Origin of the sequence: Methylobacterium sp. GXF4 (assembly GCF_000272495.1) — a bacterium.
Taxonomy (GTDB): domain Bacteria; phylum Pseudomonadota; class Alphaproteobacteria; order Rhizobiales; family Beijerinckiaceae; genus Methylobacterium; species Methylobacterium brachiatum.
Genome location: NZ_AKFK01000005.1, coordinates 1 through 16,469, shown reverse-complemented (window position 1 = coordinate 16,469; position 16,469 = coordinate 1). Strand labels below are relative to the sequence as shown.

Sequence of the window (16,469 nt, the reverse complement as noted above, 5' to 3'; positions counted from 1 at the left end):
CCAAAATACCGGTCAGGTCAGCGGCAGGTTCGGCTGCAGGGCGTAGACGCAGCCGTCGAGCGGCAACAGGGTATGCCACCGGTCCGGCGACGATCACCGCCTCGTCCTCCAGGCTGAGCACGCTGGAGCGAGGCTCCTTTGGCCCCATCCGCGCATCCGTGCTGGGCTGGCGTGAGCGCCACTTCTGCACCGTCGTGGCGCTGATGCCGTAGCGCTTGGCAGCGGCCCTTACGCCCTTTTGACGAGCTTGGATTGCCCGACGGACCGTCTCAGTCGTCGTGGCGCTGCCGTGGACAACCGGTCCCATAGCGCATCACAGCGGGACCAAACATCTAGCGCAACCCAAATTTCCGCCGGACCAAGACGATGCAGAGCAGGCTGACGCTGGCCGCGAACATCAGGAAGAAGCTCGGGGCGAGCGCCGTGTGGGTGATCGCGATCAGGCTCTCGATCCAGAACGGCGCGAAGCCGCCGAACAGCGTCACGCCGACATTGTAGCTGATGTTCATGCCGGTGCTGCGCGTGCGCGTCGGGAAGATCTCGGCCATGAGCGCCGGAAGCGCGGCGCTGTAGCTCGCCTTGAGGGCGCCGATCAGCGCGAGGACCGGCACGATGACGAGGAGCGCCGGATAGCTGATCAGCAGTGCGAAGGCGGGAAACATCAGCACGAAGACCGCAATCACCACGGCCCGCATAATCGGCGTCCGGCCGATGCTGTCCGACCAATGCCCGACCAGCGGCGCCACCGTCATCAGCATGACGGCCCCGACGAACGAGGCGACGAAACCGATCCAGGAGGGCAGGCCGAGCTGGTTGACCGCGTAGGTCGGCGTGTAGCTGATCATGTAGTTCAGCGCCGTGGAGGTCGCCACGAGCCCGGTCGCCAGCAGGATGTTCAGCCATTGCTGCACGAACAGGTCGCGCATGGGCGAGTTGGTCGCCTCCCCTTCGGTCGAGTCCTCGAATTCGGGGGTCTCCGCGATGTTGCGCCGGATGTAGAGGCCGACGGGCCCGATCAGCAATCCGAACGCGAAGGGCAGGCGCCACCCCCAGGAGGCGATCTGGTCCGGGCTGAGCGTGGCGCTCAGGATCACTCCGGATAGGGCCGCCATCACGCTGGCCAGGCCCTGGCTGGCGAACTGGAAGCTCGCGAAGAACCCCTTCCGCGCCGGACCGTGCTCAACCATGAAGGCGGTCGAGGCGCCGAACTCGCCGCCGACGGAAAAGCCCTGGATCAGCCGGGCGGCCAGCACGCCGATCGACGCGAAGATGCCGATCGACTCGTAGGACGGCATCACCACCATCATGAAGGTGCCGACCATCATGAGCAGGATCGACAGCATCAGCGCCGGCTTGCGGCCGACCCTGTCGGCGTACAGGCCGAGCACGATCGCACCCAGCGGACGCATCAGATAGGAGATGCCGAAGCTGCCCAGCGCCAGCAGCAGCGAGGTGGTCGGGTTGCTGCTCGGGAAGAACAGCTTCGAGATCGTGACCGCGAAATACAGGTACAGGGTCAGGTCGTAGAACTCGAGGGCGTTGCCGATCGAGGAGGCGATCACCGCCTTGTACATCTGCGACGCGTCGCGGGAGGGTGCTGCGCGCGCGGCCGCGACCGGTGCTGACATGATGAACCTGATGCTGGTGCGGGGCGACAAAGGTTGCTGTCCGGCGTGCTCGCAGGCGCCGAACCGTCGTCCATTCCGGTGGCGAGGGCTCTAGAAACCGCCCGCGTGGCCGTCCTTGCGGGGGTCGGAGCCGCCGACGTAGCCGCCGTCGATCCGGCGCACGAGCTGCGCACCGCCGAAGCCGAAGGCGGAATCCGGCGGCTCGCGCACGAGCTCGTGGCCCCGTGCCTCCAGCTCGCCCAGCACCGCGGCCGGGAAGGCGGTCTCGACCGCCACCTGCAATCCGGCGACGTGGCGCCAGCGGGGCGCATCCACGGCGGTCTGCGGGTCCTGCCCCCAGAGCTGGGTCCGCACGAGGACTTGCACGTGCCCCTGCGCCTGGATGGGGCCCCCCATGAAGCCGAAGGCCATCAGCGGCGCCCCGTCCTGCATGACGAAGCCCGGGATGATCGTGTTGAACGGGCGCTTGCGCGGGCCGACCTGGTTGGGATGGCCCTCGGCCAGGGTGAAGCCGTAGCCGCGGTTCTGCAGGCTGATGCCGGTCTCCGGCACCACCACCCCGGAGCCGAAACCCGAATAGTTCGACTGGATGTAGGAGACCATCATGCCGCCGGCATCGCCCGTGGCGAGGCACACGGTGCCGCCCTCGTTCGGCGCCCCGTGCCCGAAGACCTGCGCGCGCCGGCGGTCGATCAGGGCCGCCCGGGAGGCGAGATAGGCCGGATCGAGCAGGTGGTCGTGGGTGACCTTGGTCATGTAGCGCAGGTCGGCCGCGTAGGCGTAGACGTCCGCGAAGGCGAGCTTCATCGCCTCGATCTGCAGATGAAGTGCGTCCGGGCCGTCCGCCGGCAGGTCCGCGAGGCCGGTCGAGCGCAGGATCCCCAGCGCCATCAGGGCCGCGATGCCCTGCCCGTTCGGCGGGATCTCGTGCAGGCTCGCGCCGCCGAAATCCTGCCGGATGGTGCCGCACCAATCCGTGCTGTGCTCCGCCAAGTCGCCCTCGTCGAGGGCGGCGCCGTGCTGGCGGGCGAAATCCGCGATCCGGTGCGCCAACTCGCCCCGGTAGAAGGCCTCGCCCCGCGTCTCGGCGATCAGCCGGAGCGTCCGGGCATGGCCGGGGGCCCGGAACAGCTCGCCGGCGGCCGGCGTCCGCCCGTCGGGCATGAAGGTCGCCGCGAAGCCGGGCTGGGTCTTCAGCTCCGCCGCGCCGCGCCGCCACAGCTCGGCGATGACCGGCGAGACCAGGAAGCCCTCCTCCGCGTAGCCGATGGCCGGCTCGAACAGGCGCGCGAACGGCAGGCGGCCGAACCGCCGCGACAGCTCCACCCAGGCCGAGACCGCGCCGGGCACCGTGACGGTGTCCCAGCCGCGATGCGGAAACGCACTGTGCTGGGCGAAGCGCTCCGGCGTCCAGCCGGCCGGCGAGCGCCCTGATGCGTTAAGCCCGTGCAGCTGGCCCTCGTGCCACAGGATGCAGAAGGCGTCCGACCCGATGCCGTTGCCGGTGGGCTCGACCACGGTCAGCGCGATGGCCGCGGCCAGCGCCGCGTCGAGGGCGTTCCCGCCCTGGTGCAGCATCCTCAGCCCGGCCTGCGTGGCGAGGGGCTGCGAGGTGGCGACGAGGTTCCGGGCGAAGACCGGCGAGCGCCGGGAAGCGTAGATCGCGTCGTGTCGGTATTGCATCATCGGTCTCGTGGACGGCCAGGCTCCCGGAGCCCGTCTTGGCAAGCCTTATGCCCTTTATTCCGGGCCACGTTGAGCGGGGGGCACTGTCCGGATGGCCGTGACCGGAATCTCCTGGCCGAACAGCCGTATTCGGCGGCGCATCCAGATCGATGCCACCGAATACGCCCTTCGCCTCGGGGCCGGACGCGTGCAGGCTCGCGTCCCGGCGGTCTAGAGCTTCACGCCTTCCAGATATCCGCGGTTCCAGGTCGGGCTGATGAGGATCTCGTTGATGCAGACGGTCGACGGAAGCCGCGCCACGAACAGGATCGTCTCGGCGAGATCCTCGGATTGCAGCATGCGCGCCTTGTCGTCCGCGGTGACCGGAACGGGACGCTTCTTCAGGATCGGCGTCGCGACCTCGCCCGGGCAGATGCAGCAGGAGCGGATGCCGTGGCCGCATTCCTCCTGGTTCAGGCTCTCGGAGAGCGCGACCAGCCCGTGCTTGGCCGCGGAATAGGCCGGCCCGGTCAGCTTGGAGACGTAGCGGCCGGCCCAGGACGAGACCTGGACGATCAGGCCGCCGCCCTGGGCGCGCATCGTCGGCAGGACGGCCCGGGAGGCGTAGAAGGGGCCGTTGAGATCGACGCCGATCACCGCGTCGATGTCGACGGGCGAGATCTCGCTCCAGCTCCGCTTCGGCACGTTGAGCCCGGCGGAGTTCACCAGGATGTCGCAGCGCCGGTAGGCCGCGTGGACGGCGTCCCAGGCGTGTTCCACCGCGTCGGCGCAGCCCATGTCGGCCGCCGCCACCAGCGCCTCGCCACCCACGGCGCGGACCTGTTCCGCGGTCTGCTCCAGGGCCTCCGCCCGGCGTCCCGTGAGGGCGAGCCGCACCCCGGCCCGGGCCAGCGCCACCGCGGCGGCCTGTCCAATGCCGGACCCGGCGCCCGTCACCCAGGCGACCTGTCCTTCGATATCGCGCAGCATGTCGAGCTATCTCCCACGTGTCCCGTGCCGGTCGCGGCCATGACCGGGCGCATCGATCGGGTGCCCCCCTCCCTCGCCCTCTAGCCCTTGCCGGCCAGGGGGCAGCCGCCGTCCGCGAGGGGGCGGAACGCCTGCTCGGCGGGAATGGTATCAAGGAGCTTGTACAGGTCCCACGCGCCCTTGGATTCGGCCGGTGCCTTCACCTCGAACAGGTACATCGGGTGCAGCTTGCGGCCATCGACCCGAACGGATCCCTTGCCGAACAGCGGGTCGTCCGTCGGGTTGGCCTTCATCCAGGCCATCGTCGTCTGCGCGTCCTTCGACTTGGTCGCCGCCACCGCCTTTAGGTAATGCAGGAGTCCGGCATAGACGCCCGCCTGGTTCATCGTCGGCATGCTGCCGTTGTGGAGCCGCGCGAAGCGCTCGGAGAAGGCGCGCGTGTCCGGGTTGAGGTCCCAGTAGAACGACTCGGTGAGCACCAGTCCGCGGGCCGTCTGCAGGCCGAGCGCATGCACGTCCACGGCGTAGATGAGCAGCGCAGCGAGCGTCTGGCCGCTGTCCATGAGGCCGAACTCGTGCGCCTGCTTGACGGCGTTGATGGTGTCGCCGCCGGCATTGGCGAGCCCGACCACCTTCGCCTGCGAAGCCTGGGCCTGGAGCAGGAACGACGAGAAGTCGGTGGCTGGAAACGGAACCTTGGCGGCCCCGAGCACGCGGCCCCCGCCCCTCTGGATGACCGCGGTGGCCTCGTTCTGGAGCGAGATCCCGAACGCGTAGTCGGCGGTGAGGAAGTACCAGGTCCCGCCCCCGCGCTTGAGCATGGCGCCGGCCGTGCCGTGCGCCAAGGCGTAGGTGTCGTAGGTCCACTGGATCGTGTTGGGCGAGCAGGCCTTGCCGGTCAGGTCCGTGGTGCCGGCGCCGGAATCGATGAAGATCCTGTTCTTCTCGCGGGTGACCTGGTTCACCGCCAGGGCCACCGAGGAGGTCGGCACGTCGAAGATCGCGTCGACGCCGTCGCGGTCGTACCATTGCCGCGCGATGGCCGCGCCGACATCCGGCTTGTTCTGGTGGTCGGCGGCGACGAGCTCGACCCGCACCTCGGCGCCGGTCGTGGCGGAGTCCCTGGCAAAGTCCTCGATCGCGAGCCGCGCGGCGACGACGGACCCCGGCCCGCCCGTGTCGGAATAGACCCCGGACATGTCGTTGAGGACGCCGACCTTCACGCGGATCGGCTCGGCGGAGGCTGTCCCGGCCAAGGCACTGCAGGCGATCGCGGCCGCGAGGACGCAATTGCGGATCAGCGCCATGATAGACCTCCCGTGGGACGGTTCTTTTTATGAGCGCTACGAGGGCACGGGCTACAACCCAGCGTCAAGCCCGATCCCGCGGGCTGCATGCGCTGTGCGGTGTTTCGTTTCGCCCGCAAATGGCCGAACGCGGCGCGTCCGCTCTAAGTGTGCAGTCCCGGAGTGTGATGGTGCATTATCAATCCTGACGCGTCGGGAGGAGGATGGCCTATGGCAAGCGTTCTTCACGGCAGCGCCCGAACGACGTCGCATATTCGAGCCGAGCTCCAAGTGTCGCAAGAAAGTAGCCGCGCCCTGGCCGCCGCGTACGGCCTGAACCCGAAGACGGTCGCCAAATGGCGTGGGCGTTCTCTGACGAGCGATGCTCCAATGGGCCCGAAGAAGCCTAAGAGCACGGTCCTGACGCCGGCCGAGGAGGCCATCGTGGTCGTGTTTCGGCGTCGGACGCTTCCGTCGCTCGACGGTGTCCTGGGCTGCCTGCGCGACACGATCCCCAACTTGAGCCGCTCCGCTCTGCATCGATGTCTGCAACGGCACGGCATCTCCCGCCTTCCGGCCGACGAGACGACGCAGACGCGCAAGCGCTTCAAGATCTACGAGATTGGCTACGTGCATATCAACAGTTGTAGTCTGCGCCACGCCGACGGCAAGTTGGTCATACTGCTGGAGTTCGGCCGACTTTAGAAGTTTATATACGTCGAATTCTACGACAGAGCGGGAAAGAAGGAGGAATCAGCCTTCCTCAGGACCGTCGTGGCTGCCTTCCTCTACAAAATTCCCACGGTGCTGACCGACAACGGCATGGCCTTCGCCGATCTGCCGAAGAACAGGACTGGGCCAAGCCGACAGTTTCTCGGACCGCACATTTTCGATCGCGTCTGTATCGAGTTCGGCATCGAGCATCGCCTGACCAAGCCCTACCATCCCTGAACCAATGGGCCCTTCGACAGGCTTAGGATGAGGGGCCGAGCGCATGAACCGCACGATCAAGGATACGACCGTAAAGGTCTTTCACTACAAAGATCTGAAGAGCCTGAGGGCGCATGTCCTGGTCTTCGTCACAGCCTACAATTTCGCCAAGCACCTCAAGGCGTTCCGCTGGAAGACCCCGTTTCAAACCAACTGTCACGCCTGGACTAACGACCCAGACCGGTTTAGGCTCAAGCTTCACCACCTCATCCCGGGACCATACATTCCCGCCCCCACGGGTGAGGTGGCCGTTCGCATTCATTCGTAAGTCTGGTGCTTCAAGCCTGTGTAGCCGGTAGCGACGAGCCGGTGTTCACTTTGACGGCAAGTAATCTAATTCGACATTGTGATTTTTTTCCTCAGCATGACAGTCGCGGGGTGGCGGATCACCGGGGTGCGACGGACGATCCGCGTGCTCGGTGTTCGGCGGGATCGCTGGCACGGGCAGCGCCGGGACGCAGACCCTTTCGTCCAGCTCGGCCGTTACGACAATTTCGTGAGCGTACGTTCATCCTGATGGGTCCGTGGCGTCTCGCCTGTTCCTAGCATTCATCTATCGGCTAAATCGTTATTCTGACGATCAGATCCCATTTATTTTGACAATATATCATCAAATGCCGTATAAATATCAGTAAAAACTGGAAAAACCAGAACAGCATACACTGTATTGACTTATTATTTCAGTTCTAAAATGTAACTCTTTAGCAACTTTTGCGCAAAATTGCCGAGATAAATTCGGATTTGATTGACCTAACCGGAAGACGAAGCAAAATTCGAGGCCGTTTTTACGTGCAAGTTGTATTGGGCGAGCGAGAAAAATGTCGGATCGAGGCAGCGGCAACGCAGGCGTCGCGAGAGTTGCGATCGGATCAACACTGATCGGCGCCGCACTTGCCTTTGCGGGGCCATCCGCCTTCGCGCAGGAACCGGGCAACGGTCAGCAGGCCATCATGCTCGACGAGTTGGTCGTCACCGGCGAGAAGATCGACCGCACGCTCCGGCGAACCGCGAGTTCCGTGACGGTCATCACAGCCGAGGAAGCCAGGAACAAGCCCTATGCCGGCACGACCAGCGAGCTTCTGGAATTCGGTGTCCCCAATCTCAACTTCACCAGCACGACCTCGGCTCCGGTCATCCGGGGCATCGACTCGAACGGCCCGCTCATCGGCGGCAACGCATTCCTGTCCCGCCCGATACCCAGGGCGACGATCAGCATAGACGGCCGCTATCTCACCGCAGCCGAGTTCGGGATCGGCAGCGCTCCGATCTGGGACCTCAAGTCCCTGGAGGTGTTCCGCGGACCGCAGACGACGACCCAGGGTGCGAACGCCATCGCCGGCGCGATCATCGTGACGACCAACGATCCGACCTTCACGCCCGAGGCCGGAGGGCAGGTTCTGTACGGGAGTTTCGGACGGATGCGCGCTTCGGCGGTCGTGTCCGGTCCGGTCAGCGACGAGCTCGCCATCCGCGGCGCCGTCGACTACAGTGGTCGCGATACGTTCATCACGTATGTCAATCCGAATTTCACGGCTCACGACAAGGATTTCGGGTTCGACAATCTGGACGCCCGGTTCAAGGCGCTCTGGCGACCGAGGGATTTCTCCGGCTTCGAGGCGAAAGCGACCTTCGCGCACACGCATGTGGGGCGTCCGAGCAACGAGATCGCAAGCGATCCGGTCAGGCGGCTCAGAAGCTTCGCGACGTACAACGACAATCAGCGCATTGACTCCGACGCGGGCATTGTCGATCTCAGCTACGACTTCGGAAACAACATCCGTCTGACCAATCAGACGGTCGCCGGACATTCCCTGTACGATTTCTACTTCGCGCCGCCATTCGCGGGCATCGCCAAGCGCGGGACGGACACATACCAGCAGGAAACACGGCTCAATTTCGGAACGGTCAACTCGGAGTGGTCCGGCGTCGCCGGCATCTTCTACTCGGACGAGACGGCCCGCAACATCCTCAACAATGCCCTCGGCAAGGCCGACGCACGCTTGGGACACGATAGTCTGGGCCTCTACTCCGAGTTGACCTGGCGTTTCGCGGACCCGTGGCGCCTGACGGGCGGCCTTCGCTATCAGAATGATCGCATCCGGCAGAACGGCAACTCGACCTATGTGCCGAACGTCGACTACGCCTACGACAAAAGCTTCGGTGCCATCCTCCCGAAAGTCGCCTTGAGCTATGATGTGAACGAGCAGCTGACCGTCGGCGGATTGATCAGCACAGGGTTCAGCCCGGGCGGAACCGGACTCAATTTTACTGGGCATCGATACTACACATTCAAAGACGAGTACGCGACGAACTACGAATTATTCGCGCGCTCCAGCCTCTTGGACGGCGCGCTCTTCCTGGCGTCCAACGTATTCTATACGGAGTACAAAGATTTCCAGGCCTCCGTTCAGGATTACGTCAATGGACGGCCATTCGGCTCGATCCTCGTCAATGCCGACCTGGTCGAAACCTACGGCACGGAGTTGGCTGCGAACTATCAGATCCTGGAAAGCCTCAGCCTCCGGGGCAGTGTCGGTCTCCTGCACGCTGAAATCAGCAAATTCGAGGATGCACGGGGAAGCGTCTTCCGCGGCAACAAGCTTGGCCGGGCGCCCGGCTACATGGTCTCGGCCGGCGTCGATTGGAAGCTCATCCCCAAGCTGACGATCTCGGCTGAAGTTCACCGCAGCGATGGCTATTTCTCAGATGATGCCAATACGCCCGAGTTGCGTATCGCTGCCTATACCGTCGCCAATGCCCGGGTTTCCTACGCGCTCGCCGAGCAGCAGGAGCTGTTCCTCTACGCGAACAACCTGTTCGATACGCGGGTGCCGACCCTGAGGAGTTTCGATCGTACGACGCGGGGCTACAGCGGGGCGATGCTGGTTCCGCTGGAGGTCGGCGGCGGCGTCAGACTGCATTTCTGACAATGATCGGCACCGGGTGGCGCTCGCCCTCGCCACCTGGTGTCACCCGTGAGCCCCCGGCATCCATGGCGGGCCGCCCGCCCTCGATGCGATCGACGGAAGCGAAGCGTGCCCCATAGCGTCCCATGTGGCGTCCCATGTGGCGCCCGATGAAGTTGCCATCGCGCCGGGATCCGCCGCCCGGTCCCGGAAGGCGCCGAGCCCGGTACAGGAACGGCTCGAGCCGGGCCGCGGGCGATTGATGGTCGCGATGGCGCTGTCGGCTGGTGGCGCGATTCGGATGACGGCGACGCTCATCGATGTGGCGCGGATCGCGGCGAGGCTGGTGACGGTCTCGTAGATGCCGCGACGCCGCTCGCAGCGGATCGGCAGGCGGCGGAAGCGATCGAACCAGGCGTGAGTGCCCTCATCCTGAGCGTGTCGAAGGATCGACGACTCAGCGGTGACGCCCGCGCTTTTCGCTGCTCTCGATGCCTCTGCGCGCGATGCGCGGCACGATCCCGCGCCCGGCCCTCCCGGCGTCGGACCTTGGCATCGTAGGCCTTGTCGGCGTGCAGCTTACTGGGCCGCCGACGCGGGCGTCCACGCCGTCCGGTGCGCAGGGGTGGAGTAGCGTCGAGCGGCGGGGTCAGCATCGGGCTGTCGTGCCGTTATTGGCCCCGCTCAGGCAGAAGCCGATGGTTCGACAGGCTCACCATGAGGGGCGTCCCGCGCGCATCGGTGATGAGGCGGCGCTTCGGGTCCGGCTTGCCCCGGTCCGCCGGGTTCGGGCCGGTGGCAGAGCCCCTTTTTTCGGCGGGACAGACGCGCCGTCCAGGCTCGCCCGGCTCCAGTCGATTTGCCCGACCGCATGCGGGCGCTCCAGCAGAACCTGATGCAGGTGCGCTCAGACGCCCGCCTTCTGCCAGTCGCGCAGACGCCGCCAGCAACTCATCCTGCAGCCACAGCCCAGCTCGGCCCGCAGCATCTTCCAGGGCAGGCCCAAGCGCAGCACGAACAGGATCCCGGTCAGCGCGGCCCGGTTCTCGATCTGGCGACGACTACCCTTCGGCGCGGCCCAGGAAGATCGGGCGTACTCAGATTAGCGCGTATCCCGCACCGGTACGCTTGATCCTGCCGCGGGAGGCCAGGTGCATTCCGGTCACGCTCAAACCCTCCGTCGCCGCCCGATCGAGGATGTGCCGTCGGGTCGTGATCGCCTCCGCTGGATCGGTGTCCCAGATCACCGTCCAGTCCGGGTGTGGCATCTGCAGGATCTGCGAGTGAACGATGTCGCCCCAGATCAGGAGCCGCTCGGAGCCGTCCGCGATCAGCACGCCCATATGTCCCGGCGTATGGCCGGGCAGCGGGAGGGCGCGGATACCCGGCGCGAGTTCGGCTTCGCCGGAGACACGCCGGATCCGATCCGCGTAAGCCGCCAGCACCGCCTGCGCCGTATCGAACATCGGGCTCAACGCGGCCGGAGCGGAAGCCTGGGTACCCGCATCCGACCAGTAGGCCACCTCGCGCTCTTGCAGCACGAGTTCGGCGTTCGCGAACCGCGCGAGGCGGCTCGGAGTCAGAAGGCCGCCGGCATGGTCGGCGTGAAGATGGCTCAGCAAGATGGTCTCGACCTGATCCAGCCGCACGCCTTCCGCCGCCAGCGCCGCGGTTACCCGGTTGAACCCTGGACCGAGGACGGTGCCGCAGCCCGCGTCGAGCAGCCAGTGCCGTTCTCCCCGCCGAATCAGGAACGCATTGACCGGCTCCGGCGAGGGACCTTTCGTCGGTAGTCCGGCCTCCCTCAACAAATCCTGTCCGGCTTGGCCCTCGGCGGCCGGGATCATGCTCAGTTCCAGCGGAAACAATCCGTCCCGCAGCGGCGTAACTGTGAATGTCCCGACCTTATAGGAACCAGCTACGGGCGCGGCCTTGGTCGATCGCAGGCCAAGCGGCAGCAGGGCGGAGGCGGCCAGCAGGCCGCGGCGGGAGAGATCAAAGGACATGGCCGGCTCTATGGAGATGAGACAGTGCCATCTTCCGGATCGCGCAGGGACCGAGCCAGGGAAGTCCTCCCGCCAATGCCCGGGCATTCTTCCCGACCTTGCGTGACACAGCTTGCGCGCCGGGACGTTCCCGATGCCAATTCAGAACCTCGCTTCAAGCCCGGCTGTTTCACCCATGAGCCTGCCCGCGCATCTCGGCCTACGCCTCATCGTCGTCGCCATACTGTGCCTGGCGGGAGCGGTCACATGGATCGCGTGGGACGCCCATGCGAGCCTCCGCTGGGAGGCTGCGACCTCGGCCAATCGGATTGCCGCTCAACTTGCGCGCCAGCCTGGCCTCGGCAGTGCCGGGCCGGCCGCGATACCCGCAACCGCTCCGCAGACCGCGCCGGCTATTCTCACGCTCCTGCCGGGGATCTGCGCCGACATCCATCTCGGCGTTGAATTGCCCCGCCGCTTCTGCGGTGACTGGGACGGCCTCGACGCCGCCCCCGCATGGTTTCGCAAGGTGCTTGCGTGGGAGGCCAACGCCGAACCGACGATGCGGGCGATCGTCTATCGCGAGCGCCCCATTGGCAGCGTGACGGCTTGGCCCGAGCCGATGGCTGCAGCGGCCCGGGTCTGGCGGCGGATGCGCCTTGCCGGCGGCCTTACCCTTGGGCTGGCGGCGGCGACGGTACTTCTCAGCTGGCTCGCCGTCATGCGTCTCGTCGCGCCCGCCGGACGGATCGTGCGAGGGCTGGAGAACCTTGACACGACCGGCATGCGATCACCGCTGCCACGCTTCGCCGCTGCCGAGTTCGACCGGATTGCGCTTGCCTGTAATGGGCTCGCCGACCGGCTTGGTCGCACTGAGGCCGAGCGCGCGGGCCTGATGCAGCGCCTCATCACGGTTCAGGAAGAGGAGCGGCAGGCGCTCGCCCGGGACCTTCACGATGCCTTCGGCCAATGCCTCGCCGCCGCTGGCGCACGCGCCGCCGCGATCGAACTGGCCGCTCCTTCGGACCGGGAGGACCTGCGCGAGGACGCCCGCGGCATCGAGGCCGTCGTCTCCACCATGCGGGAGAGCCTGCGCGGAGCTCTGGCCCGACTCGAACTCCCCGATTTCGCTGGCATTGGGCTGGATGATGCCTTTCGCGGCCTCGTTGCGACCTGGCGGGGGCAACTCAGGTCCAGCCCAGCTCTCCATCTCGACGTGGCTGGCGATCTCACCGACATCCCCGTGAACGTGTCGGTGAGCGTCTACCGGATCGCACAGGAACTTCTGACGAACGCCCTCCGCCATGGCAGACCGAGCCGGATCTTCATGCGGCTCGATCGGGCTGAAGTCGGGCGACAAACGGTGACGTTGACCCTCGACGACGATGGTGGGGGCAATGTGCCCCAAACGGCGACCCACACGGGCCGTGGCCTCGTCGGCATCCGAGCGCGGCTGGCCGCCCTTGGAGGAAACCTCTCGCTCACCGGCACCGGCAACGGCATCCGTGCCTGCGCATCGGTGCCAACCATCGGGTGAGATCGCGTCATGGCTACGTCCATTCTCCTCGTCGATGACCATCCTGTCGTACGGGAAGGCTATCGCCGCCTGATCGAGCGACAGCAGGGCTGGGAGGTGATTGCGGAAGCCGAGAGCGCGGCGGCGGCCTATCGTCAATACAAGGCTCATGCGCCGGATCTCGTGATCCTCGACCTGTCGCTGCCAGGCCCGAGCGGTATCGAGGCCATCCGTCACATCCGCCAATGGGACGGAACAGCCCGCATCCTAGTGTTCAGCATGCGCACAGGGGCGTTGGTCGCGCGCCAAGCCTTCGCGGCGGGCGCGTCCGGCTATGTCAGCAAGGCGAGCCCTCCCCGCGAGTTGCTGACGGCGGTGTTCGCCGTTCTCCGCGGCGAACGGGCGATGAGCGCCGACATCGCGCGTGCGATCGCACAGGACGAGGTGGCGGGTGGCCGCGCCGGTCTCGACGACCTGACTTCTCGAGAGCTCGAAATCCTGAGCTTGACCGCCGGGGGGATGACCGCCCAGGCCGTGGCCGAGATGCTGTGCCTGAGCTTGAAGACGGTGCACAACAACCTGTCGGTGATCCGCACCAAGCTCGGCGCGCGCACCGATGCGCACCTCGTTTGGATCGCCCTCGGGGCGGGGCTGGTATCGCCATCCGATGGATTACCGAGGAGAGAATGACGTCGTGGGATGATGTGTGAAGAGCGCTTGCTCGACAGCAGACGGCCAGAAATCAATCCCTGTCGGTCGCGCCGAATGCCAACGGCGCATCGCGAAAGCAGCCAGGCGTCAATCGTCGAGCAACTTCGATTCGGAAGTTGATCACGGGCCTCTCAAGATTGGCGGATGATAAAGCTCGGCGCATGCCCGTTCGATAACAGAAATTCCACTGCCTCTTCGGACCCGCCGTTCCACGTCATCAACGTCCGCAACTCGCCGGTCTCGTCGAGGACCGGGCTTATGGATGAATCCTCGGTGACGTTCTCGTATCGCTGGACAGCAGGGCGGGAATTTGCGTCCCAGGCGTAACGCGGCTCGCGATGTGCGCCGATGACAAAATTCCCGGCTTCATCAACGGGATGATGCCAATCGGGTGGAATCTTAACCACTTCGATCCCCATGCCCCCGCCCGTAGGCGGACGAGGGCGGGTTGAACCTGAAATGATACTGACCTTAAGCAGCCGACCCCAAAATTCGACAAGGGGTGACGGGGAAAAACTCCAAGATCTGCTTGATGCTTGTGTTGCTAGGTAGCAGGCCGGCCGACACCCACCCCGCTTGTCCACTCGCCCTTCGGTCTGTTTCGGTCACGCGACCCTGCCTGGCCAAGTGCCTGAGATCCCACGTTCTCACGAACCACACGCGGGGGAAAGCTAGCGCGAGCGCTTTTGGACCTTATCTGTGCTCATCAGGGCCGCGTGACGATGCTCGCTGGGCACGAGTCCGTAGCGCGCCTTGAAGCGGCGGGCGAAGTGGGCTTGGTTCGCGAAGCCGCAGCTATAGGCCAGGGTGCCGATGGACAGATGCGTGCAGCCCGGATCGGCGAGGCGCGCGGCGGCCGCCTCCAGGCGGCGTTGCCAGATCCAGTCCGCGATGTGCTGGCCGTGCTCGTGGAACAGCTCCTGCAGCCGGCGCAACGACACGCCCACCGCCGCCGCGAGCAGGGGCGGATCGAGGGTCGGATCGCCGAGATTGGCCTCGATGAACGCCTTGGCGCGCTGGATCACGAGGGTGCCGTGCATCGGCCGGGGCGCCTCTTGGGCGAGGCGCTCGGCGAGGCAAGCGACGATGAGGTCGATCCCGATCCCGACCATGCGCTCGGCGCTGTGAGGCGGCAGCCGATCGCCCTCGCGGAGCAGATTGGCTAGGAACGAGCGGGCCAGGAGCGTCGCCGGCAGGTCGCCGTCGACGGTCAGGCCGGCGAAGGTCCGGGCCGAGCCCAGCGCGGTCTCCAGCCGCTCCCGCGGGACCGCGATGGCCAGCACTTCGCTGTACCCGTTATGCTCGATCGTCCAGGGCGTGTTCGTGTCACGGACCGCGAAGTCGCCGGCCTTGTCCGTACTCGATCGATCGTTCTGGTCCGCCCGCACCGTGCCGGACAGGACCATGCTGATGAAGAGATGGTCCGTCCTGTGGTTCTCGTGCCGGAGCGTTCGGGGCGTCGTCGACGCCCTGAGATTGCAAAACGAGAACTTGGTGAAATCCACGCCGCCGACGCGGGCGGCATCGATCGTTGCGTCGAACGCCTCCTCGCCGAGATACGCCTGTTCCATCGGGACGATGCGGTCTTCGCTGACATCCCGCCAGCGGCGAAACCGATCTTTCGGCGCCATGCCGGCCGTCGAGAAGATGGTCTGCATGGCGGGTGCCGCCTGCACGAAGGGCATGATCGTCCCCCCTTAGGAACGCGGGCGCCAAGCGACCGGTCAGAACTCGATCGCGTCGCTCGGGTGGGCGACGCGCGCCTTCAGGGCGTCGGGCATCGGGAAGTTCAGGTTCTCGCCGCGGGGCGGGATCGGGCTCTCGAACCACTTGGCGTAGAGCGCGGCGAAGGCCCCGGAGGCCATCATGCCCTTCAGGACGCCGTCCGCGAGGGCCTTGAACTCAGGATCCTCCCGGCGCAGCATCAGGCCGTAGGCCACCAGATCGTAGGTCTCCGGGAGGAAGGTCAGGGAGGCCGGATCGGGGGCGCGGGACTTCAGGCTGGCGAGCAGGATGTCGTCCTCCATGAAGGCGGCCGCCCGCCCGCTCTGGAGCACGAGCATCGACTCGCCGTGATCCTTGGCCTGGATGACGGTGAAGGTGCCGCCCTTGGCCTTGATGCCGAACGCGAACCCGACCGCGTTCGAGCCCTGCGTGACCACCACGGTCTTGCCGTCGAGGCCCTTCACGTCGTGGATGCCGGACGAGACCTTGGTCAGCCACCGGGCCGAGGACACGAAGGTCGCGACCGTGAAGGCGACCTGCTTGATCCGCGCTGCGCTGCTGGACGTGCCGCCGCACTCGATGTCGATCGTCCCGTTCTGCATGAGCGGGATGCGGTTGGCGGAATCCACCGGCTGGAGCTTGACCGCGAGGGCGTCGAGCTTGAGGTCGCCCTTGATCCTGTCCACGACCTGCGCGCACAGCTCCATCGAGAAGCCGACCGGCTTCTGAGCGGCGTCGAGATACGAGAACGGGATCGAGGCTTCGCGGTAGCCGAGCGTGATGGCCCCCGTGCGCTTGATCTTGTCCAGCGTCGGGCTCTCGGCGGAGGCTGCCGTCGCGGCGAGGCCGAGCGCGAGCGTGCCGGATAGTCGTAGGAACGCCCGACGCAGGGACATCGGTCTTCTCCTCAGGAGGGGTGTGGGGCCGCCCGGGTCTCGGGAGACAGGGCGGTGCGGGTACCTTGCGATGGCGTGGAGAGGCTCGGGCGCCTAACCGAGATTGGACAGCACGGCCGCCCTGGCCGGCGTGGACCGCACGTTGCGGGCGCGGATCGCCTCGATCAGCCG

Annotated in this window: 11 protein-coding genes and 3 pseudogenes; 4 read left to right on the top strand and 10 right to left on the bottom strand. The window is 66.1% G+C overall.

From position 1 onward, the window contains the following. Positions 1–21: 21 nt before the first annotated feature. From WYO_RS29490 to WYO_RS01180, 5 genes and pseudogenes are all read right to left on the bottom strand, one after another. Positions 22–307, bottom strand: a pseudogene (locus tag WYO_RS29490) (IS481 family transposase); the annotation flags it as partial. Between the two features lie 25 nt (positions 308–332). Then, a complete protein-coding gene (locus WYO_RS01195) occupies positions 333–1,628 on the bottom strand; it encodes an MFS transporter (RefSeq protein ID WP_007558060.1) in 1,296 nt (431 codons plus the stop codon). A 90-nt stretch (positions 1,629–1,718) separates the two neighbouring features. Then, entirely contained in the window at positions 1,719–3,311 is a 1,593-nt protein-coding gene (locus tag WYO_RS01190; protein ID WP_007558059.1) for a gamma-glutamyltransferase family protein, read from the bottom strand. A 213-nt stretch (positions 3,312–3,524) separates the two neighbouring features. Then, complete coding sequence (locus WYO_RS01185; protein WP_007558057.1) at positions 3,525–4,283, bottom strand: SDR family oxidoreductase; 759 nt, start codon at positions 4,281–4,283, stop codon at positions 3,525–3,527. A gap of 80 nt (positions 4,284–4,363) precedes the next feature. Next, positions 4,364–5,590, bottom strand: coding sequence for an ABC transporter substrate-binding protein (locus WYO_RS01180; RefSeq protein WP_007558056.1), 1,227 nt, complete (start codon positions 5,588–5,590; stop codon positions 4,364–4,366). 210 nt (positions 5,591–5,800) lie between these two features. On the opposite strand from WYO_RS01180, the pseudogene WYO_RS29245 reads away from it, so the two are divergent. Continuing rightward, positions 5,801–6,827 (top strand): annotated as a pseudogene (locus WYO_RS29245) (IS481 family transposase). 550 nt (positions 6,828–7,377) lie between these two features. After that, positions 7,378–9,486 (top strand): TonB-dependent receptor, encoded by a 2,109-nt coding sequence (locus WYO_RS01165; protein WP_039901886.1) that lies wholly within the window; start codon positions 7,378–7,380, stop codon positions 9,484–9,486. A gap of 312 nt (positions 9,487–9,798) precedes the next feature. Here the strand turns inward: WYO_RS01165 and WYO_RS29485 are convergent. Then, a pseudogene (locus WYO_RS29485) lies at positions 9,799–10,537 on the bottom strand (IS5 family transposase); the annotation flags it as partial. Between the two features lie 25 nt (positions 10,538–10,562). Next, a complete protein-coding gene (locus WYO_RS01160; RefSeq protein ID WP_007558045.1) occupies positions 10,563–11,471 on the bottom strand; it encodes an MBL fold metallo-hydrolase in 909 nt (302 codons plus the stop codon). A gap of 175 nt (positions 11,472–11,646) precedes the next feature. Here WYO_RS01160 and WYO_RS01155 point away from each other — a divergent pair, with 175 nt between their 5' ends. Both WYO_RS01155 and WYO_RS01150 read left to right on the top strand, forming a co-directional pair. Beyond that, entirely contained in the window at positions 11,647–12,987 is a 1,341-nt protein-coding gene (locus WYO_RS01155) for a histidine kinase (protein ID WP_007558043.1), read from the top strand. Between the two features lie 9 nt (positions 12,988–12,996). Continuing rightward, positions 12,997–13,656 carry a response regulator transcription factor gene (locus WYO_RS01150; RefSeq protein ID WP_007558040.1) on the top strand — a complete coding sequence of 220 codons (660 nt, stop codon included), beginning with the start codon at positions 12,997–12,999 and terminating at the stop codon, positions 13,654–13,656. Between the two features lie 152 nt (positions 13,657–13,808). On the opposite strand, the gene WYO_RS30590 is transcribed toward WYO_RS01150, so the two are convergent. The 3 genes from WYO_RS30590 to WYO_RS01140 form a co-directional block, all read right to left on the bottom strand. After that, a complete protein-coding gene (locus WYO_RS30590) occupies positions 13,809–14,096 on the bottom strand; it encodes a hypothetical protein (protein WP_007558038.1) in 288 nt (95 codons plus the stop codon). 252 nt (positions 14,097–14,348) lie between these two features. Continuing rightward, complete coding sequence (locus WYO_RS01145; protein ID WP_007558036.1) at positions 14,349–15,362, bottom strand: helix-turn-helix domain-containing protein; 1,014 nt, start codon at positions 15,360–15,362, stop codon at positions 14,349–14,351. 39 nt (positions 15,363–15,401) lie between these two features. After that, positions 15,402–16,298, bottom strand: a complete 897-nt coding sequence (locus tag WYO_RS01140; protein WP_007558034.1) for an amino acid ABC transporter substrate-binding protein — start codon at positions 16,296–16,298, stop codon at positions 15,402–15,404. Between the last annotated feature and the right edge of the window lie 171 nt (positions 16,299–16,469).

What these genes read in the sequence shown, in the direction of transcription:
- WYO_RS01195 (WP_007558060.1), bottom strand. Translation starts at nt 1,628, where the DNA reads ATGTCAGCACCGGTCGCGGCCGCGCGCGCAGCACCCTCCCGCGACGCG.
- WYO_RS01190 (WP_007558059.1), bottom strand. Translation starts at nt 3,311, where the DNA reads ATGCAATACCGACACGACGCGATCTACGCTTCCCGGCGCTCGCCGGTC.
- WYO_RS01185 (WP_007558057.1), bottom strand. Translation starts at nt 4,283, where the DNA reads ATGCTGCGCGATATCGAAGGACAGGTCGCCTGGGTGACGGGCGCCGGG.
- WYO_RS01180 (WP_007558056.1), bottom strand. Translation starts at nt 5,590, where the DNA reads ATGGCGCTGATCCGCAATTGCGTCCTCGCGGCCGCGATCGCCTGCAGT.
- WYO_RS01165 (WP_039901886.1), top strand. Translation starts at nt 7,378, where the DNA reads ATGTCGGATCGAGGCAGCGGCAACGCAGGCGTCGCGAGAGTTGCGATC.
- WYO_RS01160 (WP_007558045.1), bottom strand. Translation starts at nt 11,471, where the DNA reads ATGTCCTTTGATCTCTCCCGCCGCGGCCTGCTGGCCGCCTCCGCCCTG.
- WYO_RS01155 (WP_007558043.1), top strand. Translation starts at nt 11,647, where the DNA reads ATGAGCCTGCCCGCGCATCTCGGCCTACGCCTCATCGTCGTCGCCATA.
- WYO_RS01150 (WP_007558040.1), top strand. Translation starts at nt 12,997, where the DNA reads ATGGCTACGTCCATTCTCCTCGTCGATGACCATCCTGTCGTACGGGAA.
- WYO_RS30590 (WP_007558038.1), bottom strand. Translation starts at nt 14,096, where the DNA reads ATGGGGATCGAAGTGGTTAAGATTCCACCCGATTGGCATCATCCCGTT.
- WYO_RS01145 (WP_007558036.1), bottom strand. Translation starts at nt 15,362, where the DNA reads ATGCCCTTCGTGCAGGCGGCACCCGCCATGCAGACCATCTTCTCGACG.
- WYO_RS01140 (WP_007558034.1), bottom strand. Translation starts at nt 16,298, where the DNA reads ATGTCCCTGCGTCGGGCGTTCCTACGACTATCCGGCACGCTCGCGCTC.